General features: G+C 63.1%; 20 protein-coding genes. 15 read left to right on the top strand and 5 right to left on the bottom strand.

The window, feature by feature from the left end; all coding sequences use genetic code 11:
* The first annotated feature begins 547 nt into the window (after positions 1-547).
* The 12 genes from HCO70_RS10120 (at position 548) to HCO70_RS10065 (ending at position 15,534) form a co-directional block, all read left to right on the top strand.
* Positions 548-2,176 (top strand): peptide ABC transporter substrate-binding protein, encoded by a 1,629-nt coding sequence (locus HCO70_RS10120; protein ID WP_172295506.1) that lies wholly within the window; start codon positions 548-550, stop codon positions 2,174-2,176.
* 81 nt (positions 2,177-2,257) lie between these two features.
* A complete protein-coding gene (oppB, locus tag HCO70_RS10115) occupies positions 2,258-3,181 on the top strand; it encodes an oligopeptide ABC transporter permease OppB (RefSeq protein ID WP_172295504.1) in 924 nt (307 codons plus the stop codon).
* A gap of 10 nt (positions 3,182-3,191) precedes the next feature.
* Positions 3,192-4,121 carry an ABC transporter permease subunit gene (locus HCO70_RS10110; RefSeq protein WP_172295502.1) on the top strand — a complete coding sequence of 310 codons (930 nt, stop codon included), beginning with the start codon at positions 3,192-3,194 and terminating at the stop codon, positions 4,119-4,121.
* 1 nt (position 4,122) lies between these two features.
* Positions 4,123-5,952: an ABC transporter ATP-binding protein gene (locus HCO70_RS10105; protein ID WP_172295500.1), complete on the top strand. Its 1,830-nt coding sequence runs from the start codon at positions 4,123-4,125 to the stop codon at positions 5,950-5,952.
* A 165-nt stretch (positions 5,953-6,117) separates the two neighbouring features.
* Positions 6,118-6,909 carry a helix-turn-helix transcriptional regulator gene (locus tag HCO70_RS10100; RefSeq protein WP_172295498.1) on the top strand — a complete coding sequence of 264 codons (792 nt, stop codon included), beginning with the start codon at positions 6,118-6,120 and terminating at the stop codon, positions 6,907-6,909.
* A gap of 100 nt (positions 6,910-7,009) precedes the next feature.
* Positions 7,010-8,116: an ABC transporter ATP-binding protein gene (locus tag HCO70_RS10095; RefSeq protein WP_172296240.1), complete on the top strand. Its 1,107-nt coding sequence runs from the start codon at positions 7,010-7,012 to the stop codon at positions 8,114-8,116.
* Positions 8,113-9,039, top strand: coding sequence for an ABC transporter permease (locus HCO70_RS10090; RefSeq protein ID WP_172295496.1), 927 nt, complete (start codon positions 8,113-8,115; stop codon positions 9,037-9,039). Before HCO70_RS10095 ends, HCO70_RS10090 begins: the two co-directional genes overlap by 4 nt.
* Complete coding sequence (locus HCO70_RS10085) at positions 9,032-9,886, top strand: ABC transporter permease (protein WP_172295494.1); 855 nt, start codon at positions 9,032-9,034, stop codon at positions 9,884-9,886. The genes HCO70_RS10090 and HCO70_RS10085 overlap by 8 nt, the downstream gene beginning before the upstream one ends.
* Positions 9,887-9,909: 23 nt before the next feature.
* The gene (locus HCO70_RS10080) at positions 9,910-10,941 is read left to right on the top strand and encodes an extracellular solute-binding protein (RefSeq protein ID WP_172295492.1); all 1,032 of its coding nucleotides are present in this window, start codon (positions 9,910-9,912) and stop codon (positions 10,939-10,941) included.
* 60 nt (positions 10,942-11,001) lie between these two features.
* Positions 11,002-12,234 (top strand): serine hydrolase, encoded by a 1,233-nt coding sequence (locus HCO70_RS10075; protein ID WP_172295490.1) that lies wholly within the window; start codon positions 11,002-11,004, stop codon positions 12,232-12,234.
* A 3-nt stretch (positions 12,235-12,237) separates the two neighbouring features.
* Positions 12,238-13,899, top strand: a complete 1,662-nt coding sequence (locus HCO70_RS10070) for an amidohydrolase (protein WP_216665321.1) — start codon at positions 12,238-12,240, stop codon at positions 13,897-13,899.
* Between the two features lie 171 nt (positions 13,900-14,070).
* Positions 14,071-15,534 carry a PAS domain-containing sensor histidine kinase gene (locus HCO70_RS10065; protein ID WP_172295488.1) on the top strand — a complete coding sequence of 488 codons (1,464 nt, stop codon included), beginning with the start codon at positions 14,071-14,073 and terminating at the stop codon, positions 15,532-15,534.
* On the opposite strand, the gene HCO70_RS10060 is transcribed toward HCO70_RS10065, so the two are convergent.
* Genes HCO70_RS10060 through HCO70_RS10040 form a run of 5 tightly spaced genes read right to left on the bottom strand, consistent with a single transcriptional unit; the run spans position 15,525 to position 23,183 of the window.
* Positions 15,525-17,540: a GMC family oxidoreductase gene (locus tag HCO70_RS10060; protein ID WP_172295486.1), complete on the bottom strand. Its 2,016-nt coding sequence runs from the start codon at positions 17,538-17,540 to the stop codon at positions 15,525-15,527. The genes HCO70_RS10065 and HCO70_RS10060 overlap by 10 nt on opposite strands.
* Positions 17,533-19,023, bottom strand: coding sequence for a M81 family metallopeptidase (locus tag HCO70_RS10055; RefSeq protein ID WP_172295484.1), 1,491 nt, complete (start codon positions 19,021-19,023; stop codon positions 17,533-17,535). Before HCO70_RS10055 ends, HCO70_RS10060 begins: the two co-directional genes overlap by 8 nt.
* Positions 19,024-19,025: 2 nt before the next feature.
* A complete protein-coding gene (locus tag HCO70_RS10050; protein WP_172295482.1) occupies positions 19,026-20,453 on the bottom strand; it encodes an MFS transporter in 1,428 nt (475 codons plus the stop codon).
* Entirely contained in the window at positions 20,450-21,631 is a 1,182-nt protein-coding gene (locus HCO70_RS10045) for an MFS transporter (RefSeq protein ID WP_216665320.1), read from the bottom strand. The genes HCO70_RS10050 and HCO70_RS10045 overlap by 4 nt, the downstream gene beginning before the upstream one ends.
* A 37-nt stretch (positions 21,632-21,668) precedes the next feature.
* Positions 21,669-23,183: a M81 family metallopeptidase gene (locus HCO70_RS10040; protein ID WP_172295478.1), complete on the bottom strand. Its 1,515-nt coding sequence runs from the start codon at positions 23,181-23,183 to the stop codon at positions 21,669-21,671.
* A 340-nt stretch (positions 23,184-23,523) separates the two neighbouring features.
* Here HCO70_RS10040 and HCO70_RS10035 point away from each other — a divergent pair, with 340 nt between their 5' ends.
* The 3 genes from HCO70_RS10035 (at position 23,524) to HCO70_RS10025 (ending at position 26,640) form a co-directional block, all read left to right on the top strand.
* Positions 23,524-24,804: an ABC transporter substrate-binding protein gene (locus HCO70_RS10035; protein WP_172295476.1), complete on the top strand. Its 1,281-nt coding sequence runs from the start codon at positions 23,524-23,526 to the stop codon at positions 24,802-24,804.
* A gap of 64 nt (positions 24,805-24,868) precedes the next feature.
* On the top strand, positions 24,869-25,777 hold the full coding sequence (locus HCO70_RS10030) for a carbohydrate ABC transporter permease (protein WP_216665319.1): 909 nt from the start codon (positions 24,869-24,871) through the stop codon (positions 25,775-25,777).
* A complete protein-coding gene (locus HCO70_RS10025) occupies positions 25,774-26,640 on the top strand; it encodes a carbohydrate ABC transporter permease (RefSeq protein WP_172295472.1) in 867 nt (288 codons plus the stop codon). The genes HCO70_RS10030 and HCO70_RS10025 overlap by 4 nt, the downstream gene beginning before the upstream one ends.
* Positions 26,641-26,685 lie beyond the last annotated feature (45 nt).

Genomic DNA, 26,685 nt, shown 5'->3' with positions numbered 1-26,685 from the left:
CGCAATGCCAAAGCTGGTTTCGTTCGTCCGTTCCAATAGGTCTTCCTGCTGCATCTTCGCGAACACGCGCTTTCCTTAACATAGCGACTTGACGGGGCCAGGCCAAATTATGTACCGGACCCGCCGGTTTCGAGACAAGCCCGACCAACGCCCAATCGATGGGCGGATCGCGCAATTCACATTCACTAAATGGTATGTGTCTTGCTCCTTTCAACCGGGCGGGCGGGCAAAATGCCTTGTTCTTTGGCAATACCGCTCAGGGAAAATCCCCTCACAAGATCGTGCGCAGGCATTTCGAGCCTGCGCGGAGGGCGCTCCAAGTCGCACCCGATTCGGAGAAAACAGCACAAAGTTGCGCAGAAATGTCCGCCTGGGATCGGATTCGGCCCGTGATCCGGCATCTGGCGCAATCGTCCGCCGTGCACGTCGCGTAATATCACTATCTGGTTGCTGGCAGATTCGGTCTCTATAAAATCGCTCCATTCTTAGGCAGCGCCAAACGGAGAAACAAACCGGCAGAAATGGCGCCAACCAGGGGAGACCTTACATGAAACAGATGACGAAACTCATGCTGACGACCGTGCTGTCGGCGTCGGTCATGACCGGTGCGTCCTTCGCGGCCGGAACACATCCCACCACGGGCGAACCGCTGGCGGACGACCAGACCTTCACCTACCGCGTTCTCGACGAGCACAGCTCTGTCGACCCGCAGGTGGTCGAGGATGTGTCCGGCTCGGAAATCGTGCGCGACCTGTTCGAGGGCCTGATGAACCAGGACGAGAACGGCGAACTCGTTCCCGGCGTCGCCACCGGTTATGACGTCTCTGAAGACAAGCTGACCTACACCTTCCACCTGCGTCCCGAGGCCGTCTGGTCGAACGGCGATCCGGTTGTTGCGGGCGATTTCGTCTTCGCCTGGCGCCGCGCTGCCGATCCGGCGCTCGCCTCCCCCTACCAGTGGTTCATCGAGCTGATGTCGCTTGAGAACGCCTCTGAAATCGTTGCGGGCGACATGGCCCCCGAGGAACTGGGCGTTACCGCGGTCGACGACCACACGCTGGAAGTCAAGCTGACCGCTCCGCTTCCCTACTTCCCCTACATGACCACCCACGCCACGACTTTCCCGTCGCCGCAGAAGGTGATCGAGGAATTCGGCGAGGAATGGACCCGGCCCGAGAACATCGTCTCTAACGGCGCCTACATCCTGACCGAGCACCTGCCGAACGAACGCTCCGTGCGCGAGCGGAACGAGATGTACTGGGACAACGAGAACACGATCATCGACAAGGTCGTCGCCCTGGTCATCAACGACGAGAACGTGGCCCTGACGCGTTACCTTGCCGGCGAGCTTGATCGCACCGAGGTTCCGGCCGGTCAGTATCCGCGCCTGCACGAGGAATATCCGGACGAGGCGATCTCGTTCCCGCGCCTCTGCAACTACTATTACACGTTCAACCTGTCGGATTCCGGCCCCGAGGCCTTCAAGGACGTGAACGTGCGTAAGGCACTGGCGCTTGCCGTCGATCGCAAGATCATCGTCGAGAACATCCTCGCGGGCGGTCAGCCCGAAGCCTACACCTTCACTCCTGAGGCCGTCGCCGGGTTCACCCCGCCGACCGTTCCGATGGCCGAGATGACCCAGGCCGACCGTGACGCGATGGCGACCGAACTGCTGGCCGAGGCCGGCTATGGTTCGGACAACCCGTTGTCCTTCTCGCTGGTCTACAACACCTCGGAAGCGCACGAGAAGATCGCCGTGGCGCTGTCCCAGATGTGGAAGCAGAAACTCGGTGCCGAGGTCGAGCTGGCCAACATGGAGTGGAAGGTCTTCCTCGAAGAGCGCGGCAACCAGAACTTCGAACTGGCCCGCGGCGCATGGTGCGGCGACTACAACGAAGCCTCCACCTTCCTCGACCTGCTCGACAGCCAGTCAGGCTATAACGACGGAAAATATTCCAATGAGGAATATGACAGCCTGCTCGAAGCTGCCAAGACCGCAGAGGACACGACGCCTCTCTACACCTCGGCTGAACAGATCCTTGCCGAGGAAATGCCGGTCATCCCGATCTACCACTACGCCGGTGTCTACATGATGGACAGCGACGTCGGTAACTGGCCGGTGAACAACGTCGAGCAGAACTGGTACTCGAAGAATCTGTACAAGATTGCCGAGTAACCCAACCTAACTACAACTGAACCATTATCCCGCCCCACGCGTTCCAGCGTGGGGCGGCGATAATAATTTGGTGGCATTGCCATGTTTGCCTACATCATCCGACGCGTCATGGTCGCGGTGCCGACGCTGCTCTTGCTGATTGTCGCGTCGTTCTTCCTGATGCATCTCGCGCCCGGGGGACCATTCACCTCTGAACGCCCGCTGCCGCCGGCCGTGCTGGCGAATATCGAAGCGCGCTACGGTCTTGACCAGCCGCTGCTCGTGCAGCTCTGGGACTACATGACGAACATCATCCTGCATTTCGATTTCGGCCCGTCCTTCAAGTTCAAGGACCGGGACGTGAACGATATCATCGCGCAGGGTTTCCCGATCTCGCTGACCTACGGTTCGCTGTCCTTCCTTGTGGCGACGATTGCCGGCATCAGCCTCGGGATCGCAGCCGCGATCAAGCACAACAGCTGGATCGACTATACGGCCGTGTCGCTGGGTATCGCCGCACAGGCGCTGCCGAACTTCATCATGGGTCCGATCCTGATCCTGACCTTCACACTGTGGCTGGGCCTGTTGCCGGGCGGCGGCTGGAACGGCGGGCAGTGGCAGTACCTGATCATGCCGGTTATCGCGCTGGCGACCTCATATATCGGGAACATCACCCGGATCACGCGGTCGTCGATGCTTGAGGTGATGAACTCCAACTTCATCCGCACCGCGCGGGCCAAGGGCCTACCGCAGCGCACGGTAATCTGGCGCCATGCGATGAAGCCGACGCTGCTGCCGGTGATCTCGTATCTCGGCCCCGTTTTCGTCTACGTGCTGACCGGCTCGGTCTTCGTCGACCTCTATTTCTCCACCGGCGGGCTCGGGCAGTCCTATGTCAATTCCGCGCTGACCCGCGACTACGCGGTGCTTCTGGGGGTCACGATCCTCTACGGCGCGCTGACCATCTTCGTGAACCTTCTGACCGACCTGGCTTATGCCTGGTTCGATCCGAAGATCCGGTATTGAGGGGGCGGCCATGTTTGGCAGATCCGAAAAAGCAGAGGCGCTCGCCTCCGACATCACCGATTTCACAGCCGTGCGCGGCCGGTCGCTGCTGCGCGATGCCCGCGACAGGTTCCTGCGCAACAAGGCCGCGATGGCCAGTGTGTTCGTACTGGGCCTCATCGTTCTGTTCGTGATCTTCGGCCCGTTCTTCGCGCAATGGTCGAATGAGGAAATCGACTGGGCGCGCATGGGCGACATCGCAGGGCAGGGCGCCCCGTCGATCGAGAACGGCCACTACTTCGGCCTCGATGAACTGGGCCGCGACCTTTACAGCCGTGTGATCCAGGCCACCCGCACCTCGCTGCTGGTCGGCCTGATCGGCGCGGGCATGGCGCTGCTGGTCGGCACCGCCTATGGCATCATCGCCGGCTTCTACGGGGGGCGGCTCGACAGCGTGATGATGCGCATCGTCGATATCCTGCTGGCGATCCCGCTGACCCTGGTCATCATCCTGATCCTGGTGATCGCGGGACGTTCCTTCGTTACGCTCTTCATAGCGCTCGGAGCGGTGTCATGGCTGACCATGTCCCGCATCGTGCGCGGTCAGACCCTGACGCTGAAGACCCGCGAATTCATCGAGGCGGCCCGCGCCGGCGGCGTGTCGGAACCAACCATCATCGTGCGGCACATCCTGCCGAACCTGCTGGGCGTCGTGATCGTCTACGCCTCGCTGCTGGTGCCGGAGATGATCCTTGCCGAGTCGTTCATCTCGTTCCTCGGCCTCGGCATTTCCGAACCCAATACCTCGCTCGGTCGCCTGATCGCCGAGGGCGCCGGCACCATGGCGTACGGCACGCTCTGGCAGCTGCTCATCCCGCTCTTTTTCTACGTCACCATCATCATCACGATGTTCTTCATCGGCGATGGCCTGCGTGACGCACTCGACCCGAAGGATCGCTGACATGTCCGTTCTGACCGTCAAAGACCTGAAAGTGGGCTTCGACACGCCGGACGGGCGCGTGCAGGCCGTCAAGGGTGTCTCGTTCCACATCGAGCCGGGCGAATGCCTTGGAATCGTCGGGGAAAGCGGATCTGGCAAAAGCCAGACGTTCATGGCCGCGATGGGCCTGCTGCCTCCAAATGGTGTCACGATCGGTTCTGTACAGCTGCAGGGCAAGGAGATCCTGAACCTGCCGATCAACCGCCTCAACAAGGTGCGCGGCGCCGATGTGGGCATGATCTTTCAGGACCCGCTGACCGCGCTTACACCGCACCTGCGTGTCGGCGATCAGATGGCGGAGGTCCTGAAGGTCCACCGCGGGCTCTCCGGCAACGAGGCGCGGCGCCAGTGCATCGACTGGCTTGATCGTGTCCGCATCCCCGAGGCCGCCCGCCGTCTGAAGCAATATCCGCACGAACTGTCCGGCGGCATGCGCCAGCGGGTGATGATCGCTCAGGCGATGCTCTGCGATCCCAAGCTGCTGATCGCCGACGAGCCCACTACCGCGCTCGATGTGACTGTGCAGGCCGAGGTGCTCGACCTGATCGCGGCGCTCCAGAAGGAGCACGGTACGGCCGTCGCGCTGATCACCCACGACATGGGCGTCGTCGCCCGGATGTGCGACCGGATCGAGGTGATGCGCCTTGGCGGCTTCGTCGAAAGCGGCGATATCGAAGATATCTTTGCCCGCCCCCAGCATGAGTACACCCGCAAGCTTCTGGAAGCGATGCCGCGCATCGATGCCGGCGATGCGCCGGACGACGTGAAGCCCGATGCCAAGCCGATCCTGCGCGTGAACGACATGAAGGTGCATTTCGGCATCCGCGTCGAAGGCGGTCTGTTCGGCCGCCACGTGCCGCTGAAGGCGGTGAACGGCGTGACCTTCGACCTCGCTGAGGGCGAGACCATGGGGATCGTCGGCGAATCCGGCTGCGGCAAGTCCACGCTTGCGCGCGGGGTTCTGCGGCTGATTGAGCCGACCGCCGGTTCTGTCAGCTGGCTTGGCAAGCCGCTTACCGATCTGGACCGCAACGAGATGACCAAGGCTCGCAAGGACCTGCAGATCGTGTTCCAGGATCCGCTGGCTTCGCTCGATCCGCGGATGACGATCTCGGCCTCGATCGCTGAACCGCTGAAGACCTTCCGCCCCGACCTGACCACGCGGGAGCGCAAGGAGGTGGTGCAGGAGATGATGGAGCGCGTTGGCCTCGACCCGTCTATGTACAACCGCTATCCGCACGAACTGTCAGGCGGGCAGAACCAGCGTGTCGGCATCGCCCGCGCCATGATCAACAAGCCCAAGCTGATCATCTGCGACGAGGCCGTCTCTGCCCTCGACGTGTCGATCCAGGCGCAGATCGTGCAACTGCTGAAAGACCTGCAGGCCGAGTTCGGCATGTCGATGCTGTTCATCAGCCATGACCTTTCAGTGGTGCGCTCGATCTCGAACCGGATCATGGTGCTTTACCTTGGCCGCATCGTGGAGCTTGCCGATGGCGAGACCATCACGAAGCACCCGCAGCACCCATACACCAAGTCGCTGATCTCGGCTGTGCCGATCCCGGACCCGGTGGCGGAACGCACGCGCCAGCGCATCCGGCTGCCGGGCGATCTGCCGTCGCCGCTTGATCCCCGGGCAGCACTCCGGTTCCTGCCCAGCAAGCTGGCGACGGGGCAGGTGGATTATGTCCCCGAACTGCAGGAGGTCGCGCCGGGTCACTGGGTGGCCGAACACGACCCGCTGGAAGAGATCATCGCCGGCGAGCAGGAACTGCAGCAGTCAGCCGCCTGAGGACGGCCGTATGACCGGCGGCTGAATAGTGTGCAGCCGCCGGCGAAACCGGAGAAATCCGCGCGGATCTGCGCAGAGGACATTGCGCCCGAACCGGCGGATTCGTAACCTCGCCACAGTGATTTAGCGGCACGGCCGATAGGCCGGAAAAGGTTTCCCCGACAGATGGGCCAGCCATCGTCCAAGCGCGCACCCGCAGCGGCGTTCCAGCCTGCCGAAGCCATTACGGCACTGCATTCCGCCGATTTCTTCCCGGCCCTTCTGCGCCAGCTCGACGCCGTCGTGCCCTTTACCGGCGCGCTTCTGACCCACATCCACCGCGACCGGAAACCGGAGCACATCTTCGACACGGTCCGCGCCGAACGGCGCCGCGCGGTCGTCGACCAGTACCTCGACAGCGCCTACCTGCTTGATCCCATCTACGATGCGTTCCGGCAGGGGGCGACGAACTGCGTGATGCGCCTGCGGGACGTGGCGCCGGACCATTTCCGGCGGTCCACCTATTACAAGCACTATTACGGCACCATCGACCTTGGCGACGAGCTTGCGATCCTGATCGGCATGCCGCGCGACAGCGCGGTCTTCGTCTCGGTCGGCCGTCCGGGGAATGGCAGCCACTTCGCCACGCGCGAACTCGCGCTGATCCGACGCGACCTCGACGTGATTTCGGCGCTCGTCCGGAAGCATTTCGACCGACCCACACAGGAGCCGGCCCAGATTGACGTCGGCAGTTCGATTTCCGCGGCGATGGACTGCTTTGGTGACGGGGTTCTGACAGCCCGGGAACAGGAGGTCGCAACGCTTATCCTGCGCGGCCATTCCTCGCGCTCAATCGCTGCGCGAACCGGTACGTCCGAGGGCACGGTGAAGATCCATCGCAAGAATCTTTACCGCAAGTTGCGGATTTCTTCGCAGTCCGAGTTGCTCGCGAGTTTCCTCGGCTCGGTCATGCCCTAAGGTTAATGCGCGGGAATATATCCCCTTCGGGGTATTTACGCGGCTTGGCGGTGGCTCCTAGCCTTTGGAAAACGACGGGGAACGCGTGGCGACACAGACGATGGAAAAGGCCGGTGCCGAAAACCGGCGCAATGTGGCGATCAGCGCGCGCTCGCTGGTGAAGACCTTCGGAACCGGCGAATTCGCCGTCCACGCGCTGAAGGACGTGGACATCGACATCCGCGAAAACGAGTTCTTCACGCTGCTCGGCCCGTCGGGCTGCGGCAAGACCACGCTTCTGCGGATGATTGCCGGGTTCGAGTTGCCGACCAGCGGCATCATCCAGCTTGACGGGCAGGACATCACTGCGCTGCCGCCGCACAAGCGGCCGGTGAATACGGTGTTCCAGTCCTACGCCTTGTTCCCGCACATGACCGTGGCAGAGAATATCGGCTTTGGCCTCAAGATGCTGGGTCGCTCGGGCGGCGACATCGACAAGCGGGTGAAGCGGATGCTGGCGCTGGTGCAGCTTGAGGCGATGGCCAATCGCCGTACCGACCAGCTTTCCGGCGGTCAGCAGCAGCGGGTGGCGCTGGCCCGCGCGCTGGCGCCGGAGCCGAAGGTGCTGCTACTGGACGAACCGCTGGCCGCGCTGGACCTGAAGCTGCGCAAGAACATGCAGATCGAGCTGAAAAGCCTGCAGGCCGAAACCGGCATCACCTTTGTCTTCGTCACCCACGACCAGGAAGAGGCGCTGACCATGTCCGACCGCATCGCGGTGATGCGTGCGGGCGAGATCCTTCAGATCGGCGCGCCGACGGATATCTACGAGCGTCCGACGCACCGCTTCGTCGCGGACTTCATTGGCGACATCAACATTCTGGAAGGCTCGGTGGTTTCGTCCGAAGGCCGGACTGCGCAGGTCCGCCTGAAGGACGGCGCGGTGATCGAGGCGCGGGTACCTGAAGGCGTTGACGGCAGCGGCGACGTGGCGCTTGCCATCCGGCCGGAGGCTGCGCGGCTTGCCGGCCCGGACGAAACCGCGGCGTTATCCGGTACGCTGGAGAACGTCGTGTATTTCGGCGCCGCCAGCTATCTGCATCTGCGGTTGGGGTCGGGCGAGGAATTCGTTCTGCGCCACTCCGGCGCGCTGGATGCGTATGATCTGAGTACGGGCAGTGTGCTCGGGATCGCGCTGCAGCCGGGCCGCGCCCGGGTGCTCGAATGAGCGGCGCGCAGCTCTCCGCCGCCCATGCCGAGGCGGGACGGCGCGCCCGCAACGCGCGGCTGGGCCTGCTGGGCCCGGCGGTCCTGATCATCCTGCTGATCAGCATTCTGCCGCTTGGTATCACGGTGGTGTATTCGTTCCTGACGCCGGGCACCTACGGCGGCGTCACCTGGGAATTCTCGACCGCCGCCTATGTCCAGTTCCTGTTCGAGGAGGACATCTTCGACGGCACGCTGGCCTTCAACCCTGCTTACCTGCAGATCTTCCTGCGCTCCATCGGGCTGGCCTTTGGTGCGATGATCGGAACGCTTATCCTGGGATTCCCGACCGCCTATTTCATCGCGACCAAACCCCGCCAGCAACGCACCTTCTGGCTGTTCCTGATCACGCTGCCGTTCTGGACCAACATCCTGATCCGGACCTATGCGATGCTGCTGATCATTCGGGACGAGGGCTTCATCAACCTGACCCTGATGAACCTGAGGATCATCAACCATCCGCTCTCGATCCTCTATACCGACACCGCCGTCTTCATCGGCCTGATCTATACCTATCTGCCCTTCATGGTGCTGCCGCTTTACGCCAGCCTGGAGAAGCTTGATTTCCGTCTGGTCGAGGCCGGATACGACCTGTACGCCAGCCGCTGGAAGGTCCTGAGCCACGTCATCGCACCGCTCGCGAAGCCCGGCATCATCGCGGGCTGTGTGCTGGTCTTCATTCCTGGTCTCGGCGCCTACATCACGCCGGAACTGCTGGGCGGCGGCAAGAAACTCATGATTGGCAACATGATCGCGATCCAGTTCGGATCCTCGAGAAACTGGCCCTTCGGATCGGCGGCGGCGCTGATCCTGATGGCGCTGGTCGTGATCGTGCTGCTGGTCTACGCGCGCGCTGCCGGGAGGGAGGCCAAGGCTCATGGCTGACCTCGCCACCACTCACGATGCTGCCCCGGCGGCGCGCGCACGGAAACTGAAAGCCCGCGACCTGAAGGCGATGCCCGGGTTCAAGGCCATTGCCTGGGCCTGCATCGTGGCGCTGTACCTGCCGCTGATCGTGCTGATCGTGTTCTCCTTCAACGACAACCGGTCGGTGGTGAAATGGACCGAGTTCTCGCTGCGCTGGTACCAGGCGGCGCTGGAGAACGAAGGTATCCGGAATGCCGCCTGGGTTTCGGTGAAGGTCGCGCTGGTCGCGACGATCCTGTCCACCATCGCCGCCACCATGGCCGCGCTGGCGACGACCCGCGCGGCTGCGTTCAAGGGGCAGGGGCTGGCCTATGCGATCATCAACCAACCGCTGATGATCCCCGAGATCGTCACCGCCATCGCGACGCTATCGCTGTTCTCGCTGGTGAAATACGTCACCGGGATCACGGGGATCGGCTATCTGATGGCGGCGCATACGGCGTTCTGCATTCCCTTCGCCTTCATGCCGATCCGAGCCCGGCTGGAGGACATGACTCTGACGCTGGAACAGGCCGGCGCCGACCTTTACGCGACGCCGCTGCAGGCGTTCCGGTACATCACGCTACCACTACTGATGCCCGGCATCGTGGCCGGCGCGATGCTGGCCTTCGTCGTTTCGCTCGACGATGTCATCATCACGCTGATGGTCGCTGGCCCGGGTGAAACCACGCTTCCCATTTACATCCTCGGCGCCATCCGCCGCGGTATCACGCCCGAGATCAATGCCGTCTCGACGATTCTCGTCGGGGTCTCGGTGCTTCTGGTCGCCCTGCTCTTCCTGGTGCAGCGGCGCATGGAAAAATGACGGCTCAACAGGAGAGAAGAACCATGAAACCAACCATCCGCATCGCAGCTGCCGCTTCGGCGTTTGCGTTCGTCGCCGTGGCTGCCAATGCCGAAGGCGAACTGAACATCTACAACTGGGGTAATTACACCAGCCCCGAGATGATCGAGAAGTTCGAGGCCGAGAACGACGTTACCGTCAATCTCGACGGCTACGACTCGAACGAGACCATGCTCGCCAAGGTGCAGGCCGGGAACACCGGCTACGACATCGTCGTGCCGGGCGATTACATGATCAAGGTGATGATCGAGCAGGACCTTCTGGAAGAGGTAAAGCCGAACGAAATGGAGAATTTCGGCAATGTCGATCCCGACTGGGTCGATGTCTGGTGGGATCCGGGCCGGAACTACTCGATCCCCTATCAGTGGGGCACCACGTCCTTCACCGTCGATACCGAAGTCTATGGCGGCGACATCGACACGCTGGCCCTTATGTTCGACGCGCCCGACGAGCTGAAGGGCCGCATCAACATGCTCAACGACATGAACGACGTGATCAATGCGGGTCTCCGTTACCTGGGCTACGGCCGCTGCAACGGCAATGAGGACGAGATGCGCGAGGTTCTCGAACTGCTGCTGGCGGCCAAGGAGGACTGGCGCACGATGGATTATTCCACCATCGAAAAGCTGACCTCTGGCGATGTTGATCTGTCGCAGACCTGGAATGGTGCTGCGATGCGCGCCCGCGCCCAGCGTCCGACGCTGAAATACGCCTATCCGAAGGAAGGCTTCACCGGCTGGATGGACAACGTCGCCGTCCTGAAAGGCGCGCCGAACCTGGAGAACGCGAAGCTGTTCATCAACTTCATGATGGACCCGGAGAACGCCGCGATGACCTCTAACTTCGCGCGCTATGCCAATGGTATCACGGGCTCGGAAGAATTCATGGATGCCGAGATGCTGGACGCGCCCGAGATCGTCATGCCCGACGGCGCGCCGACCCCGGATTTCGTGACGCCTTGCCCGCAGGAGGTCGTCGATCTCTACAACCGCGTCTGGACGCGTCTGAAGCAGTAATCGTTTCCGGCGCGCGGGGCTAAGTTCCGCGCGCCGTTGTTCCCTCTTAAGGACAGTCTGATGGCCAACACGACGCTGCCTCCGCGCGGCGCGCCGAAGACGGCACGCCAGCTCGGCATCATGGAAGGCTTTCCGCCGCCACCCGAGAAGCGTCCGACACTGGAAAACTGGGACCTGCCGCCGTTCAATCGCTGGAGCTTCCAGAACGTCCGCAGCTTGATCCCCTCGGTCGACGTGTTCCGCGGCTACGGCCCTGAAGGCACCTTGCCGGAGGCGCCCGAGCCGCTGGACGACCTGCCGGTCGCATTGGAGGGCGAGACTGTGCCGCTGGCGCGCGTTCTGGCGGACACTTACAGCGACGGCTTCCTGGTGATGCATCGCGGGTGCGTCGTTTATGAACGCTATTTCAACGGCATGGCGCCGGAGGCGCTGCACCTGTCGCAATCGGTGGCGAAGTCGGTGGTCGGCCTGCTTGCCGGGGTGATCCATGGCGACGGACTGCTGGATCTGGACGCGCCTTTGGCAGATCTGGTCCCGGAGCTTGCCGCCTGTGGGTATGGAAGCGCTACGCTGGACCAGGTGCTGGATATGCGCTCAGGTGTACGGTTTACGGAGGATTACAACACGCCGGGCAGCGACATGACGCGGATCGACATTGCCGCCGGCTGGCGGCCGCACGGCCCCGGCGAGGCGCAGACGACGATCCGCGACGTGATCCTGACGCTGCCGCAGATCCGCGAGCATGGCGGCGTTTTCGACTATCGCTCCATCGAGACCGACATGGTTGCCTGGGCGGTGGAACGTGCCACCGGTGAGGCGCTGGCGCCGCTGCTGAGCCACCGCATCTGGCAGAGGATCGGCGCCGGTCGCGATGCCTATTTCACTGTCGATACTGCCGGTACCGCGCTGGCCGATGGCGGCTTTAATGCAACGCTGCGCGACTATGCCCGGATCGGGCTGCTGGTACTGAACCGGGGGAGGGCGGGGGACGATCAGATCGTGCCCGAAGCCTGGATTGACGCGATGCGGCAGGGCGACCATTCGGTGTTCGGCGAGCCGTGGTCGCTGAACTATCCCAACGGCGCCTACCGCCGTTTCTGGTGGATCCGCGACGCCGACCGCGGCGATATTTGCGCCGTTGGCGTTTTCGGCCAGTTGATCTATGTCGATCCGGAAAGCGACATGGTCGTCGCCAAGCTGTCGACATGGCCGGATTTCCTGATGCCGGCGCTCAGCCGCAAGACCTTCCGCGCCATCGACACCATACGCGACGCCCTGACCGGAGCCCCGTAACATATGACCATCGCCGACAGGATCATCGTCAACGGCGCCGTCCTGACGATGGACAGCTGCATGCCCAATGCCGAGGCCATCGCCATCGCGGACGACCGGATCCTCGCTGTCGGCTCGAACCTTGAGATCGAAGCGCTCGCCGGTCCCGAGACGGACCGAATTGATGCGAATGGCGCTACCGTCCTGCCGGGGTTCATCGAAAGCCACATGCACCTGTTCATTGGCGGGGCGGAGTTGGGCAATCTCCATCTCGACAATTGTGCCGACCCGGACCGGATGCGCGGGCTGATCCGCGACTACGCGGCGTCGCGCCCCGACCTGCCGCTGGTGGTCTGCCAGTCGCCCGATTACGGGGTTTTCGGAGATACTCTGCCGCGCGTTCTGCTCGACATCATTCTGCCGGACCGGCCATTGGCGCTTGTGGGGCACGATCACCATACGGTCTGGGCCAATACCGCCGCATTAGATGCTGCCGGAATCCTGAACGGGATGGAGACGGATCCCGGGCACGAGGTCGTCATGGGTCCGGATGGCCTTGCCACCGGCGCGCTCTACGAGCCGCAGGCCTATGAGCCGGTCATGTGTCTGGGCGGGCAGGAACGGATGATGCTGGGCCTCAATACCGGCCGCGATCCTGATCCGGCGCCGACTGATGCAGAGCGCGAGGAGGATCTCGCGCATCTGAAACGCGGGCTTGATCACTGCGCCGCGCAGGGCATCACCTCGATCGTGAACATGGATGGCAACGTTTACACGCTGGAACTACTTGAGGAACTGCGCAGTCGTGGCGAGTTGAACGTGCGGGTCCGGGTGCCGTTCCATTTCGTGCCCGATATGGAGGTTGGAGAGCTCGAGACCGCGCGTCTGATGAACAAGCGGTGGAACGACGACTGGCTGTCCTGCGGGTTCGTGAAGTTCTTCATGGATGGCGTGATCGACAGCGGCACCGCCTTCATGACGAACGACTATCCTGGGCGGCCGGGGCACCGGTCGACCGGTCGCTTCACGGCCGAGCGCTTTGCGGACCTCGCCACGAGGGTCGATGCCCTGGGCCTTCAGATCGCCGTCCACGCCATCGGCGATGCTGCCATTGCACGCACCCTCGATGGCATCGCCGCCGCCCGTGCGGCCAATGGCAGCGAGATCCGGCATCGGATCGAGCATCTGGAACTCGTGGCGCCCGAGGATTTCGATCGTCTCGCTGAGTTGGGCGTCACCGCTTCGATCCAGCCAGCCCACGCACCGGGATGCGCCGGGCTGCCGCTGGAACCGACGCTTACAAATATCGGCCGAGACCGCTGGAAGGATGCGTTCGCGTGGCAGCGTCTCGCCGGAAGCGGTGCCCTGATTGCGCTCGCTTCCGACTGGCCCGTGGCCGATGTCTCGGTGATGGTCGGTCTGCACGCCGCCGTCACCCGCGAGGCCTGGGTTGCGGATGTTCCCGACCATCGCTTCAAGCTTGAGGCGGCGCTGGCAGGCTACACCATCGGCGGAGCCAAGGCAGAGCAGACCGAGGCAAAAAAGGGCTCGCTGCGCGAAGGCAAGCTTGCCGATATCGTCATTCTGGACGGTGATATCACCGGCATTCCGTCGTCCGATATTGGCGGGATGCGGATCCGCACCACGATCTGCGGCGGTGCCGTGACCTATCACGGCACCGGGTAGAATCACCCGGTTTCGCTAGGTCGCGAACAGCGGACCCCGGTGTCCAAATTTTCTGGTGCGGCCCGCAACAATCGCACCCCGGCTGAGAGGAACACCTAACGAACCGCAAAAATGCGGGTGAATTGGTCACAGTACGTGCTACCAATGGTGGTAGGCTGAGGAGCGTAGCAAGTGCCTGACCGCAAGCATCCAGATCTTGATCGGACCGTACTGAACAAGCACTGCATCGTCACTTATTCCGACGAACACCACGTACTGGTGGATGTAAACGACAAGCTGCTGCAAATTACCGGCTATGACCGCGACGACCTGATTGGGAAGGACGCCAAGATCCTGCACCCGCCGAATGCCGCACCGATCGCGACAGCGATTCGGCAGGCAATGGAAAAGGGCGAATCCTGGGATGGCGAAACGCGTCTGCGCTGCAAGGACGGCTCCCTTAGGTGGACACAGACGACGGTTTATCCCTACCTGGGGCCCGACGGCCAGTTCCTTGGCGCCATCTCGGTGCGGACCGACGTCACCGACGTGAAGATTGCCACGACTGACCGGGAAATGACCTCTGTCGTCCACCGGATTGCCGATCTCGTTTTCGTCATCGATGCGGCAACCCATCGGTTCATCTACATGAACGAAGCGGCGGCGAGCCAGCTTGGCTGGACGGGACAGGAATATGCCAGCCGCTCGCTCGCGGACGTCAACGAGCGTATTACGCTCGAACGGTTCAACGAGATCGTGCAGCCGCTTGTCGACGGCAATGCGACGCGGATTGACCTGGAGACCGACATTTTCAGCGAACCGCATTCCGTCACGGTTCAGCTCGTCACTCCTGAGGCTGGCTCGGCCCGGTATGTCGCGATTTTCCACAATATCAGCGCACGGATGGAGGCTGAGCGTGTAAAGAGCGAACTGGTGGCCACCGTCAGCCACGAGCTCCGTTCGCCGCTGACTTCGGTCAAGGGTGCCATGGGTCTGTTGCTCGCCGGGGCCTGTGGGGAACTGCCCGACAAGGTGCGCGAGATGGTCGAGATCGCGCAGCGGAACGCCGACAATCTGGTCCTGATCGTGAACGACATCCTCGATATCGAGAAATTCGCCGCCGGTCGGATGGAGTTCAACATACAGAACAGCGACATATGCGCCGTGATCCGCGAAGCTGTCGAAGCCAATTCCGCCGGTGCCGCCCGGTTCGATGTCGAGTATGTCATAGAGGGCTGTGACGAGGCGGTAATGGTCGATTTCGATTCCGGCCGGATCCAGCAGGTTTTCGGCAACCTGTTTTCCAATGCGATGAAGTTCTCCAACGCAGGTGGACGGATTGTCGTGTCTCTCAACCCGGTCGAGAACGGCTATGACATTGCTGTGCGCGACTATGGTGTCGGGATCTCCGAAGAGGAACTTGGCGGCCTGTTTGAACGCTTCTCGCAGGCGAGGAACCGGACCAAGCGCAGCGGCGAGGGTACCGGGCTGGGCCTTAGCATCGTCAAGGCCATCGTCGAGGCGCATGGCTGGACGGTGCGGGCGGAGAGCACCCTCAACGAAGGCACCTGCATCACGATCTGCCTGCCGCGTCCGGACGGGGGCGCCATGGCATCGGCGGACGAGTCAGATGGCAAGCGCCGTAATCATACCTGAGAAAGCCGCGGCGCGATGAGGGACGCGGTGCGAAACCCCATCGCCATGATCGTCAGAACCGGGTTGAATGCGCCATTCGTCGGATGCAGCGAGGCATCGGCGATCCACAGGTTTTCATGGCCCCAGACGCGCCCCTCTGGCGTGCAGACAGATGTTTCAGGCGACTTGCCGATACGGCAGGTGCCCGCCTGATGCTGGTATGCCGAAAGCTTTGGTTTCGGGACCTCTCCCCATGTTTCCCGTGCGTCGGACGCCAGCAACCAGTCCCGCGCGCGGTCGAGCAGGTACGCCGCCGTCCGTGTGGTTTCCGGATGCACCACGCCGGAGAGCCGGGCCACCGGGCGACCCCACTTGTCCCGGACATTCGGGTCCAGTTCCACCCTGCAGGCGGGCGACGGGATCTCTTGCACCGGACCCTTCACCTGCGTCACACGGCGGTAGTTGTCATGCATGAAGGCGTGTGGCTCGGCGCCCCAGTGTTTCAGGCGCGGCGGCAGCGCCTGCCGCCAGAACTGCGCAGGTACCATGATGAAGTCGTCGGCCATCATCGCGCCGCCGATCACGCCGGGATTGCCATGCGTCCATTCTGTCGTGGCGATGCTGACACCGGGCCCGCGATCCGGGTGCGCCTGCGTGTCAAAACGGCCGTAGACTGTGGGATAGGTATGTCCCTGCAGGTTTCGCCCGACTAGCCCGGCACCGTTGCCGAGCCCTTCCGGTTCGCGTCCGGAAGCGGAGAGCAGCAGCAGGCGCGCGGTCTCGATTGCGCCGGCGGCGAGAACCACGGTTTCCGCATTGATCGTCAATTCTTCCGGGCCGTTGAGGCCCTCGCGAACCACGGAAACCCCGGTGACCGTTCCGGCGCTGTCGGTTTGCAGCCGCTGGACGACAGTTCTGGTGGCGAGCGTCAGGTTTCCCGTAGCGAGTGCTCGCGGCAGGACTGTGTTCTGGGTCCCGTTCTTGGCATCCACCGGGCAGGGAAACCCGACGCAGGTTGCGCATTCGATACAGGCGGGCCGGTCCTGTCGGGGGACGGTGTTGACGGCCAGTGGAGGAACGAAGGTCCCGATCCCCAACCTTCGGGCACCTTCACTGAGTACCCGCGCGCTTTCATATTGCGGGACAGGCGGCATCGGCAGGTCGGCTGAACGAAACGGTTCGTGCGGCAGACGACCGGACGGACCCGCCACGCCGATCTCGGCCTCCGCCCGCGCATACCAGCGCTCCATCTCTTCATAACCGAACGGCCAGTCGGCCAGCGAGGATCCCTCCGGCGTGCCATAGCGGGAGGCCATGCGAAAATCGTCGGGATGGAACCGCCAGGCCTGGGCGCCGTAGACGAAGGTGCCGCCACCGACGCAGGCGGCATTGTTGGAATAGCCCGGCTCGTGCGGGGCAAACTCCCGCGCCGCGCCGTCCGGGCCAATTAAGACCCGCGCGCCGTCGCTGTCGTCCGGCCCGGTGTTATGACCGTAGCGCGGATTGCGGTGATTGCGCAGATGGTCGCGCGGATCGTCCTGCGGCGTCAGCCAGTCGCCGCGTTCGATCAGCAGCACCTGCTTCCCGTTCAGAGCCAGCTCCGCCGCGCAGACGGTTCCACCTGCGCCTGCACCGACGACGATCACATCGACGAACTGGCGGTCGCGGGTCAGTGCCGGGGCAGGAGGTGGTGTAGTGCGAGGTGCTTCAACCGTTCCGCGCGGATCGGAGAACCCGATCCATGCCCAGCCACGACCGTCGCGGTTCCCGCCGTTTCCGGGGTCGGCATAAATGCCCTCGGCCACCCATTCGGATAGCTGCCGGAACCAAGGTTCGTCTTCTACCTCGTGCAAGTGCCCGCGCAGGTCCCCATCCGCAATACCGCGGAGACGCTCGATCCCGTTGCGGACCGTGCCGTCGTCTTCTGCGAGGCAGTTTTCGACATATGGCAGGGCGCCCGCAGCAATTGCTCCGCCGTCCGGGTCCGGGGCGATGGCATCGCAGATCTGACGCAGCAGGTCATCCATCGCAGACGTATAGCGCGGTTGCGGCGTCCCAGTCGTCCTCTGTGTCCAGCGGCCACATCGGGCGGTCGATCTTGCTCCACTCCAGTGCAGACAGGTCCAGAGCGGAGCATCCGGGGCTGGTTAGAAGGATATGGCGAGCGGCGACATCCTCGAGCTGCGGGTGCAGGTAGCCGAGTTTGACCACGTAGATATCATGCGCTTCCGGGTCGATGCCCATGGCGCGGAAATGCGCGGGCGTTGTGATGCCGACCGGTGAGTCGTGGAAGGTGGCGAGGATGCCACCAATCCGGGCTACGGCCCACGCGCCCTCGCGCGAGCGGTAGGGCTGGAAGCCGCCAAGTTCCAGTTCCGGTGCTGCAGCGATCACCTCTGCGCGTACGGTTCGGTGTGTGGCGGGAGCGGAAACATGCTCTGAACCAAGGTCCAGTTCGACTGTTGCGCCAGGGCCCGCAGCGCTCAGTTTCCGGACGGTTTCCGGCGCGGTGATACCGGCGACGACGGTGTTTGCCAGGCCGGCATCGAGAGCCGCCTGCAGTACCGTTGTAAGGTCACCCGGCGCGCCAGCTGTCGTGTTGTCGCCGGAATCCGAAACGAAGACCGGGCGCGCAGCGGAACCTGCTGCGAGTTCCAATCCCTCGGACAGTCCGGCGGTCTCCATCCGCAGCCGGAACTCGGCGCGTTCCGCCCAGATCCGCCGGGCGAGATCGAGCGCCTGAGCATTTGCCAGTTCTGCATCGCCTTCGCTCACCGCGAAAGCAGTTACGGAGGTCCACGGACGGTCGTTCCAGGCAAAGCCGAGCAGGATATTGGCCTCCATCATGCCCGGAACGCTGTCATAGTCCGGCAGGCATCCATAGAGCTGTCGCGCCGGGGGCAGGGCGGTCACGGCCGTTTCGCCGGGAACAAGGATAGGGATCTTCACCGCGGCTTTTGCGGGCCGGATCCCGGTGCGGATGACCTGCAGCAACTGATCCGCAGCCCGACGCCCGGTTTCTGCATCGTCGCGATGTGGTGCGGTGCGCAGAACCGAGAACACGGTTCCCGCGCGTAGCAGTCCCTCGGTCATGTCGCCGTGCAGGTCGAGCGAGACGCCGATCGGGATATCCGGCCCCACAGCCGCGCGGATCGCTTCGACGAAATCGGTATCGGCATCGCGGCCCAGACCTGCCACCTCCAGTGCGCCGTGATTGGCCAGCAGCACACCGTCGAACGGCCCCTGCGCCGCCATTCCATCCAGCACCTGCGCCTTCACCCCGGCATAGGATTCGGCGGTCATTGAGCCGCCCGGCAGCGCCGTGGTCCAGGACAGCGGCACCGGCTCCACATCTGGTTCTTCGTCCAAGCGGGCCAGCATGCCGCGTATCATCCAGAGGTCCTGCGACCACATTTCCTCGGCGGAATAGGCCTGCAGGTCTTTGGACTCTGTCGGCAGCGGCGAGGACAGCATCATCTCTATGGATATTCCGGTGATCGCGATGCGCATCGTCAGGACCTTTCGCTTTTGGATCGTCCGCTGGCTTCCAGCCCGTCCGTCGGCGTCAGGCGAAGGAACCCGAGCGCCGCCGCCGCGGGAAACAGCCCCAGAACGATGAAGCCCGTCGCGTAGCCGCCGTCGTCGCCGATCCACGCCACGAGGATCGCCGACAGGGTCACGCCAAGCGCCATTGTAAGCTGCTGCAGCACGCTGCCGAGCGTCACGCCCTCGGTCTGCCGCCGTTTCGGCAGCTCTGCATAGCTCAGTGCGTTGCTGCCGTTGTAGTGCCACGACCGGACGCTGCCGATGATCAGCAGCAGCATCAATATGATGACCTGTGGCGTCGCAGGCGTCAGCAGCGCCAGCGACGCGGTCAGCGCCCCGGCGATCAGGCTGTTCAGGATCAGCGCACGTCGAAAGCCCAGCCAGGCGAAGATGCGCGCGGTGAACAGCTTGGCCAGCAGCGAGCCGAGGCCGAGGATGAACACCAGCCCGCCGGCGATGTGCGGCGCGAGTCCGAAGCCGACCTGAAGCTGAAGCTGCAAAAGGAACACGATGCCGGTCAAGCCGATGCGGCCAAGCCCACCTGCGATAACCCCGATGCGGAAGCTGCGATAGCGGAACAGGCCAAGCCTCAGCACCGGGCGCGTCACGCGCCGCGTATGGGCGAAGTAGGCGGCCCCTGCGGCTACCGCTACGCCCGCCGCGCTCCAGCCGAGCCAGGCGGGAAGGAACGCGCCGCCGAGGTTCTCTGCCGCCGCCTGCGCCCCCAGAAGGGCAAGGCCGCAAAGAAGGAATCCCAGAAGGTCCAGGCGCCCGACCTTCTGCGGCGGCTGGGGATGCAGCACCCGCGCCGCTGCGACCAGCAGGAACAGGCTGATCGGCAGGTTCATCAGGAAGATCCAGCGCCAGGAGCCGAAGCTGACCGCCAGCCCGCCAATCAGTGGCCCCACCACCGGGCCGATCATGGCGGGCGTCGACATCAGGGTGATACCGCGGACGATATCGGCGCGAGACACACTGCGCAACAGCATCAGCCGCCCGACCGGCGCCATCATCGATGTGGCCACGCCCTGCAGCATCCGCGCGGCGATCAGTTGGCCCAGCGTTCCGGCGGCGGCCGAACATAGCGAGCCGGCCATATAGGCGCAGACGGCGCAAAGGAACACGCGCTTTGCACCGTATCGGTCGGCGACCCAGCCGCTGATCGGGATGAACACGGCCAGCGTCAGCATGTAGGACGTGATCACCAGCCCCATCCGCGCCGGCGCCTCGCCGAATTCGCGCGCCATTTCCGGGATTGCGACCATCACTGCGCCGGTATCGAGCTGTTCCATCAGGAAACAGATGCCAAGCACCAGCGCGGCACGGCGCCAGTAGGGGTTACCCTCTGCCTGCGGCTTGGTGCGATTTAGCTGGCTCTCTGTCGTCGTGGTCATGCGGGCGTCCGTTCCAGCCGGTTCGGCGGCATCAGCCAGAGCGACCCAAGCACCAGTGCCACCGCAACAAGGCTCAACGCCGATGCGGCGAAATAGGCAGAGGCGCCTGCGCGTTCGGCGAGGGCGCCGAAGCCGATCAGCACCACGGCGGCCATTGACTGACGCATCACCGAAACGATGCTTTGCGCGCGCGCGGCCACCGCGTCATCCGTCCAGTTCACCACGAAGGCGATGGTGGCGAGGTAACTTAGGCCGAACGAGAACATGTGCAGCACCTGCAGCCCGGCCAGAACCCAGAATCCTGGTTCCAGCGCCAATCCGGCCCAGCGGATTGCGGCGACAATCCCCGCGGCGGCCAGCATCCAGCGCGCCGAGGCGAGCCGGGATAGCTTGCCGAAGCTGAACATCAGTACGATCTCGGAGGCCGTCGCCGTTGCCCAGAGCAACCCGATCTGCCCGCTGCTTAGCCCCGCCTGCGCCCAGTAGAGAGCGCCGAAGGCATTCTGCATCAGGTGCGAGGCGTTGATCGTGGCGGCGGCCAGCAAGGGCAGCACGAACCAAGCGCGGCGGAACTGTGCCATACCGGCGGGCGGCGGCGCCCCGGTCTCCGGCCCGGCCGTTTCCGCCCGCCGCATCTCTGGCAGGGCAAGCCCGGTCAGCAGGCGCATGCCCGAGATCAGGAACAGCAGCGGCAGGAATGCCGCGATGCCGAAGGCGCCGATCACGAAGCCGGACCCGGCTGTGATCAGCATGTGGCCGATGGTGGCCCAGACGCGGATATCCGCATAGCTGCGGCCCTCGCGCCGCGCGATCCGCGCGCTGGCCGCATCGGTGACGGGGATCGTCACGTGCACAGGCAGCAACACCAGGAGCCAGCACAGGGCGAAGATCCAAAAGCGATCCGCGAAAAGCAGGCCAAGTGGCGTTAACGCTGCGACCGTAACCCCGGCGACGATGGTGGTGCGCCAGGTGAACAGCAGGTCGGCCACGCGGCCGACGATCAGGTTGAAGGCCAGCACCGCGGCGAAGGGCGCGGCGTTGACGAAACCGATCTGCTGTTCGGTCAGGCCCCGCCCGCTGAGCCAGATGGCAAGATACGGCGTGGCCAGCGCCGTCGTCCCCATCAGCCAGAAATAGAACGCCGATACGCGGTAGAGGTGCGGGATGCGTGACAGCATCCCGCTGGGAGGTGACTGGAACACGGCGAAACCTGCGTCAGGCGGTGGCGAGCAGCCCCTTGTTGCCCTCGAATACGCCTTCGATCGAGCTCCACTCCATGTCTCCGTCCATCGGGAAGCAGGGGCGTTTGACCTTGCTGTATTCCAGCAGGGTGAAATCCAGCGCGCCGACGCCTTCGGACAGAAGGCAAATGTTGCGGTTCATGATGTCTTCCTGCTGCGGATGCAGGTAGCCGACCTTGACCACGTAGATCTTGTGCGCGGTCGGATCGACGCCCACCGCCTCGAAATGTCCCGGCCCGGTGAAAGAGACGCGCGCGGAATGGAAGGTGGCGATGACGCCGCCGATCTGCACCTTGGCCCAGGGCGAGTCGTTGCCGCGCAGGTTGGTGTAAGCGGATGTGTCCACGGCATCGCCGCTCGCCAGAACCTTCGCCGTCACCGTCTTGATCTGCTTGCGGGCAGAGATGTGGTGGCCAAGCTCCAGAGTCACCTCGCTGTCCACGCCTGCCGCGATGCACTGGTCGACGAGGTCTGGCGCATAGATGCCACCGATGATGATGTCTTGCATGTCCAGGTCGATGGCTTCCTGCAGCACGAATGTCAGGTCGCCACCAGCGCCGCAGGTGGTGTTGTCGCCAGAATCGGCGAGGTAGATTATCTTCTCCGGCGCAGCTGCGGCCTGCTCCAGCCCCTCGCGCACGCCAGCAGTGGGCATCTTCAGCCCGAATTCCTTTCGCCGGGCCCAGACCTTGTCAGCGATCTCGCGCGCCAGGCGCAGCGCCTCTTCCTCACTCGTTTCATGGGTGACAACGGCCTTCATCCCGCACCACGGCAAGTCGTTCCAGCCAAAGCCCACGAAGATATGCGCCTCGGTCACGCCGGGCAGGGCGTCGTAGTCGGGCAGCATGCCGAACAGGTCCTTTGCGGGGGCGTAATCGGTCATGCATTTCTCGCCAGGGATCATCATCGGGATATGCACCGCAGCCTTCTTCGGTTTGCGGCCGGTCTTCATGATGTCGATGAGCTGTTTCGTCGCGCGGACGCTGGTCTCGTAATTGTCCCGGTGCGGCGCGGTGCGCAGGCAGGCCATCGCGTCGATGGCGTCGAGCAGTTCCTGTGTGACCTGCCCGTGGTGGTCGAAAGGTACCGTAATCGGGATGTCCGGGCCGACCACCTCGCGGACCGCGACGATGTAATCGGTATCGGCATGCACACCCAGCCCGTCCGTTTCTCCCGCACCGTGGTTCAGGACAAGGACTCCATCAAAGAGGCCGTGCTCTTTCAGCAGGTTTAGCGAGTCGCCCTTCATCTTTTCGTATAGTCCGCGTTCGAACCCGCCTCCGGGCAGGGTGCGGCAGAACAGAAGTGGCACCGCTTCGAAACCGTCTTCCGCCGCGATCGTGTCGAAGACACCTGTCAGGGTCGTCACGGGCACGTCGAGCAACTCATCAAGGTACCATGTCATCGTCGTGCTTTCATCGGTCAGGAACGGGCAGGCGATCATGGCTTCATGTCTGAACCCGAGCACGGCTATGCGCTTCGATGTCATCGGTGCATCCTTTCTGGCGTTGCGATATGTTTTTCTGGTGGTCGGATAAAAGTCTGTCGGCGCTACCGTTCGCCGTCAAGCGGACCAGTCGCACCATGCGGGAAATTCGGTATTATTCTTTAATCCCGTCAAAATTAGCCCAGATCGCCGCGTTTTTTTTTGGCGCAGGGTCGCCTCCAGGTTAGATTTTGACCATTTTTCAGGCATTTTTACGAATCTCCCGGCGCCGCTCAGAGAAAGATTGACTCGTGACGGTATCCATTTTTTATTTTTTTGTGAAATCGGAATAAATTGATTTCATCCGCGAGAGTGATCTCAGCACCGCAGGAGAGGTATGGAAATGAACGGAGTATTCGCAAAATTGCGCACGGGTTTGGCTGCCGCTGCGCTTGCGTCGACCGCGCTGGCTGGACCGGTGTCGGCGCAGCAAGTCAAGGAATTCTGGCACTACCTGGGGGCCGGCGGCGAGCTTGAAGGCGTCGAAGGCATGATGGAAGTCGCCAAAAGCAAAATCGACGAAGAGTTCACGCACCGCGTCGTGCCGGGCGGCTCGGCCGGCCTGCGCCAGCAGGTGCAGGTGTCGCTGATGGGGGGCGTGCCGCCGATGGCCTATCAGGTCTCCGCCGGGCTGGAGCTGAACCAGCTCGCCCAGAGCGGCCGCCTGGTGCCTCTGACCGAGGCCTGGGAACAAATCAACGGTGACGAGATCTTCCCCGAGGGTCTGATCCAGGTGATTTCTTACGGCGACGAGAAATACGGTCTGCCCTTCGCGATGAGCATGCTGGGCAACACCTGGTACAACAAGGGGATCTTCGAGGAGCTCGGGCTGGAAGTGCCCACGACATGGGAGGAATGGGACGAGGTCGCCACGACGCTCGAGGAAAACGGCTATGTCGCGCTGACTTCCGGTGGTGGCTCGGCTGCATGGACCATCTATCAGTTCTACGCTGCCCTGTTCGACGCGGCGGGAGCCGACGGGTACTGGGAATTTGTCGGCGGCATGATGCCGTTGGACGATCCGCGCTTCGTGGAAGCGGTGGACCTGTTCGAGGCACATTTCGTCAAATACTTCGATGATGAATGGACCGGGGGCGTCTGGTCGGACGGGCTCGACCGCCTGATGGCCGGCGAAGTCGCGATGTACAACATGGGCGACTGGGCCTCGGGCTATATGCGTCAGCGGGGCTGGACGCCGAACGAGGAATACAGCTTCTTTCCGGCGCCGAGCCTTCAGAACGTCACCATCTTCCAGTCAGACGTGATCGTTGTGCTTAAGGGCGAGGAAACCGACCTCGGCATGAAATTCGCCGCCGCGGCCGCTTCGCCAGAGGCACAACAGGCATTCAACGCGGCGAAAGGTTCCATCGCGCCCAGCAACGAGATAGATCCGTCGTTCTACGATCCGATCGCCAAAATGGAATACGACAAGCTCGTTTCCGAAGACGCGATCGTGCTGCCGAACCTTTATGTGCTGATGCCGTCGGGTTTCAAGGAAGACCTCGGAAACGCCTTTACCCGCTTCGGCGCGACCAAAGACCGGGCAGCCTTCGATGAAGAGCTCGCGCGCCTCGAAGAGATGCGTAAGGAAATGTACGAAGCCGGCGAATTCGGTACTTTCTGATCCTGTACCGGCAGCCGCGCAACGCGCGGCTGCCGGCATCCTTTCTTTCGGAGCCCGACTCCCCGTGACCACACTGAACCCACTCGCAGCGATCCCGTTCCGCCAGCGCGACCGGATGACCTATTTCATCTTCCTCATGGTCCCGGCGGTTCTATACGTGGCCGCCTACATCTACCCGACGATTGAGACCTTCCGGCTGTCCTTCTTCGAATGGGACGGGTTCTCGCCGCCAGAATACATCGGGCTGGAAAATTACTGGGAACTGCTGGGCGAACCCCGGTTCCGAAACGCGTTCTTCAATAACCTGAAATGGCTGGTTTTCTACCTGACGCTCCCAACCGTTACCGGGCTGGCACTGGCGCTACTGCTGGATGCGGAACTCAGGGGATCGGTCGTGTTCCGCACGATCTTCTTCATCCCCTTCACGATCACCACCGTGGCCGTCGCCTCGGCCTGGCGCTGGATGTACAAGCCGTCCAACGGCGTGATGACCCAATTCGTCGAGGCGCTGGGGTTCGACGCGCCCAACTGGCTGGGTGACCCGTCGATAAATACCTATTCGATCATGGGTGCCGCGCTCTGGGCGTGGAGCGGTTTCACCTTCCTGATCTATTTCGGCGGCCTGCGCGCGCTGCCCACGGAACTGATCGAAGCCGCCCGCATCGACGGCGCGAAGTTCTGGACCATCCTCTTCAAGATCAAGCTGCCGCTGCTCTGGCCCTCGACCATCGTCGTGCTGGGCATTGCGGCCGTCGACTCGATGAAGATCTTCGATCTCGTCTGGGCGATGACACAGGGTGGCCCCTACCGGTCATCCTCGGTGCTCGCTGTCGAAATGTACGAGACGTCCTTCGTTATGTTCAAACTGGGACAAGGCGCCGCCGTCGCCTTTGTCCTGCTGGTCGTCGCCTCGATCGTGGTGATGCCGTACATCTATCACATGACCCGTCAGGTCGATGAGGTGAAGGAATGAGCGTGACCACCGACACCCACCCCGTCGCCGCGTCCCGGATGTCCGGCCTGACCCGCAAACAGGTCACCCGTGGCCTTCGCTACGTCGCGCTGACGCTGCTTGCCATCGTGTACATGATGCCGCTGCTGGTGGTCCTGAACGCCAGTCTGAAGACACCGGCCGACATCCAGCAGGTGCTGGCCCTTCCGACACAGATCGAATGGGCGAACTACGTCGCCGGGTGGGACCGGATCGGGCGGTCGCTGTGGAACTCGGTCCTGATTACAGGACCGTCCGTGGTGCTGTCGATCCTGATCGGCGCCATGGCGGCCTATCCGCTGTCGCAGGTGCGGTTCAAGGGCGACAGGATCGTTTTCCTGTTCCTTCTCGCGGGCATGCTGGTGCCGCAGCAGGTAGTGCAGATCCCTCTCTTCATGATGATGCGGGCGCTGGGGCTCTACAACACGATCCCAGGCCTGTGGCTCGTGCACCTCGCCTTTGGCATCCCGTTCTGCACCTTCTTCCTGCGCAACTTCTTCACGACCATTCCGTCTTCGATGTTCGAGGCGGCGCAGATTGATGGTTGTACCGCCTTCAGCTATTTCTGGAAGATCCTGATGCCGGCCTCGATCTCTGGCATCGCGGCGCTCGCAATTATCCAGAGCCGGTCGGTCTGGAATGACCTGTTCTTCGGTCTGACGCTTACCAACAGTCCGAACACACAGCCGACACCGGTGGCGCTCTATACGTTGATCGGCGGCATGGAGGTGGACGAGGGCCCGCTGATGGCGGCCACGGTGATCTCGATCATCCCGGTGATGGCCGTCTTCCTCGTGTTCCAGAAGGCATTCACCCGCGGGCTGCTGGGAGGCAGTTCCAAATAATCAGGTCTCTCCCGGCCCGGCGTCACAGCCGGGCAACTGAAAATG

The sequence above is a fragment of the Pseudoruegeria sp. HB172150 genome, assembly GCF_013184805.1.
GTDB lineage: Bacteria > Pseudomonadota > Alphaproteobacteria > Rhodobacterales > Rhodobacteraceae > Psychromarinibacter.
This window is presented reverse-complemented; position numbering and strand designations above follow the sequence as displayed.

What these genes read in the sequence shown, in the direction of transcription:
- HCO70_RS10120 (WP_172295506.1), top strand. Translation starts at nt 548, where the DNA reads ATGAAACAGATGACGAAACTCATGCTGACGACCGTGCTGTCGGCGTCG.
- HCO70_RS10070 (WP_216665321.1), top strand. Translation starts at nt 12,238, where the DNA reads ATGACCATCGCCGACAGGATCATCGTCAACGGCGCCGTCCTGACGATG.
- HCO70_RS10075 (WP_172295490.1), top strand. Translation starts at nt 11,002, where the DNA reads ATGGCCAACACGACGCTGCCTCCGCGCGGCGCGCCGAAGACGGCACGC.
- HCO70_RS10110 (WP_172295502.1), top strand. Translation starts at nt 3,192, where the DNA reads ATGTTTGGCAGATCCGAAAAAGCAGAGGCGCTCGCCTCCGACATCACC.
- HCO70_RS10090 (WP_172295496.1), top strand. Translation starts at nt 8,113, where the DNA reads ATGAGCGGCGCGCAGCTCTCCGCCGCCCATGCCGAGGCGGGACGGCGC.
- HCO70_RS10025 (WP_172295472.1), top strand. Translation starts at nt 25,774, where the DNA reads ATGAGCGTGACCACCGACACCCACCCCGTCGCCGCGTCCCGGATGTCC.
- HCO70_RS10035 (WP_172295476.1), top strand. Translation starts at nt 23,524, where the DNA reads ATGAACGGAGTATTCGCAAAATTGCGCACGGGTTTGGCTGCCGCTGCG.
- HCO70_RS10055 (WP_172295484.1), bottom strand. Translation starts at nt 19,023, where the DNA reads ATGCGCATCGCGATCACCGGAATATCCATAGAGATGATGCTGTCCTCG.
- HCO70_RS10105 (WP_172295500.1), top strand. Translation starts at nt 4,123, where the DNA reads ATGTCCGTTCTGACCGTCAAAGACCTGAAAGTGGGCTTCGACACGCCG.
- HCO70_RS10050 (WP_172295482.1), bottom strand. Translation starts at nt 20,453, where the DNA reads ATGACCACGACGACAGAGAGCCAGCTAAATCGCACCAAGCCGCAGGCA.
- HCO70_RS10040 (WP_172295478.1), bottom strand. Translation starts at nt 23,183, where the DNA reads ATGACATCGAAGCGCATAGCCGTGCTCGGGTTCAGACATGAAGCCATG.
- HCO70_RS10085 (WP_172295494.1), top strand. Translation starts at nt 9,032, where the DNA reads ATGGCTGACCTCGCCACCACTCACGATGCTGCCCCGGCGGCGCGCGCA.
- HCO70_RS10080 (WP_172295492.1), top strand. Translation starts at nt 9,910, where the DNA reads ATGAAACCAACCATCCGCATCGCAGCTGCCGCTTCGGCGTTTGCGTTC.
- HCO70_RS10045 (WP_216665320.1), bottom strand. Translation starts at nt 21,631, where the DNA reads ATGCTGTCACGCATCCCGCACCTCTACCGCGTATCGGCGTTCTATTTC.
- oppB (WP_172295504.1), top strand. Translation starts at nt 2,258, where the DNA reads ATGTTTGCCTACATCATCCGACGCGTCATGGTCGCGGTGCCGACGCTG.
- HCO70_RS10100 (WP_172295498.1), top strand. Translation starts at nt 6,118, where the DNA reads ATGGGCCAGCCATCGTCCAAGCGCGCACCCGCAGCGGCGTTCCAGCCT.
- HCO70_RS10095 (WP_172296240.1), top strand. Translation starts at nt 7,010, where the DNA reads ATGGAAAAGGCCGGTGCCGAAAACCGGCGCAATGTGGCGATCAGCGCG.
- HCO70_RS10060 (WP_172295486.1), bottom strand. Translation starts at nt 17,540, where the DNA reads ATGGATGACCTGCTGCGTCAGATCTGCGATGCCATCGCCCCGGACCCG.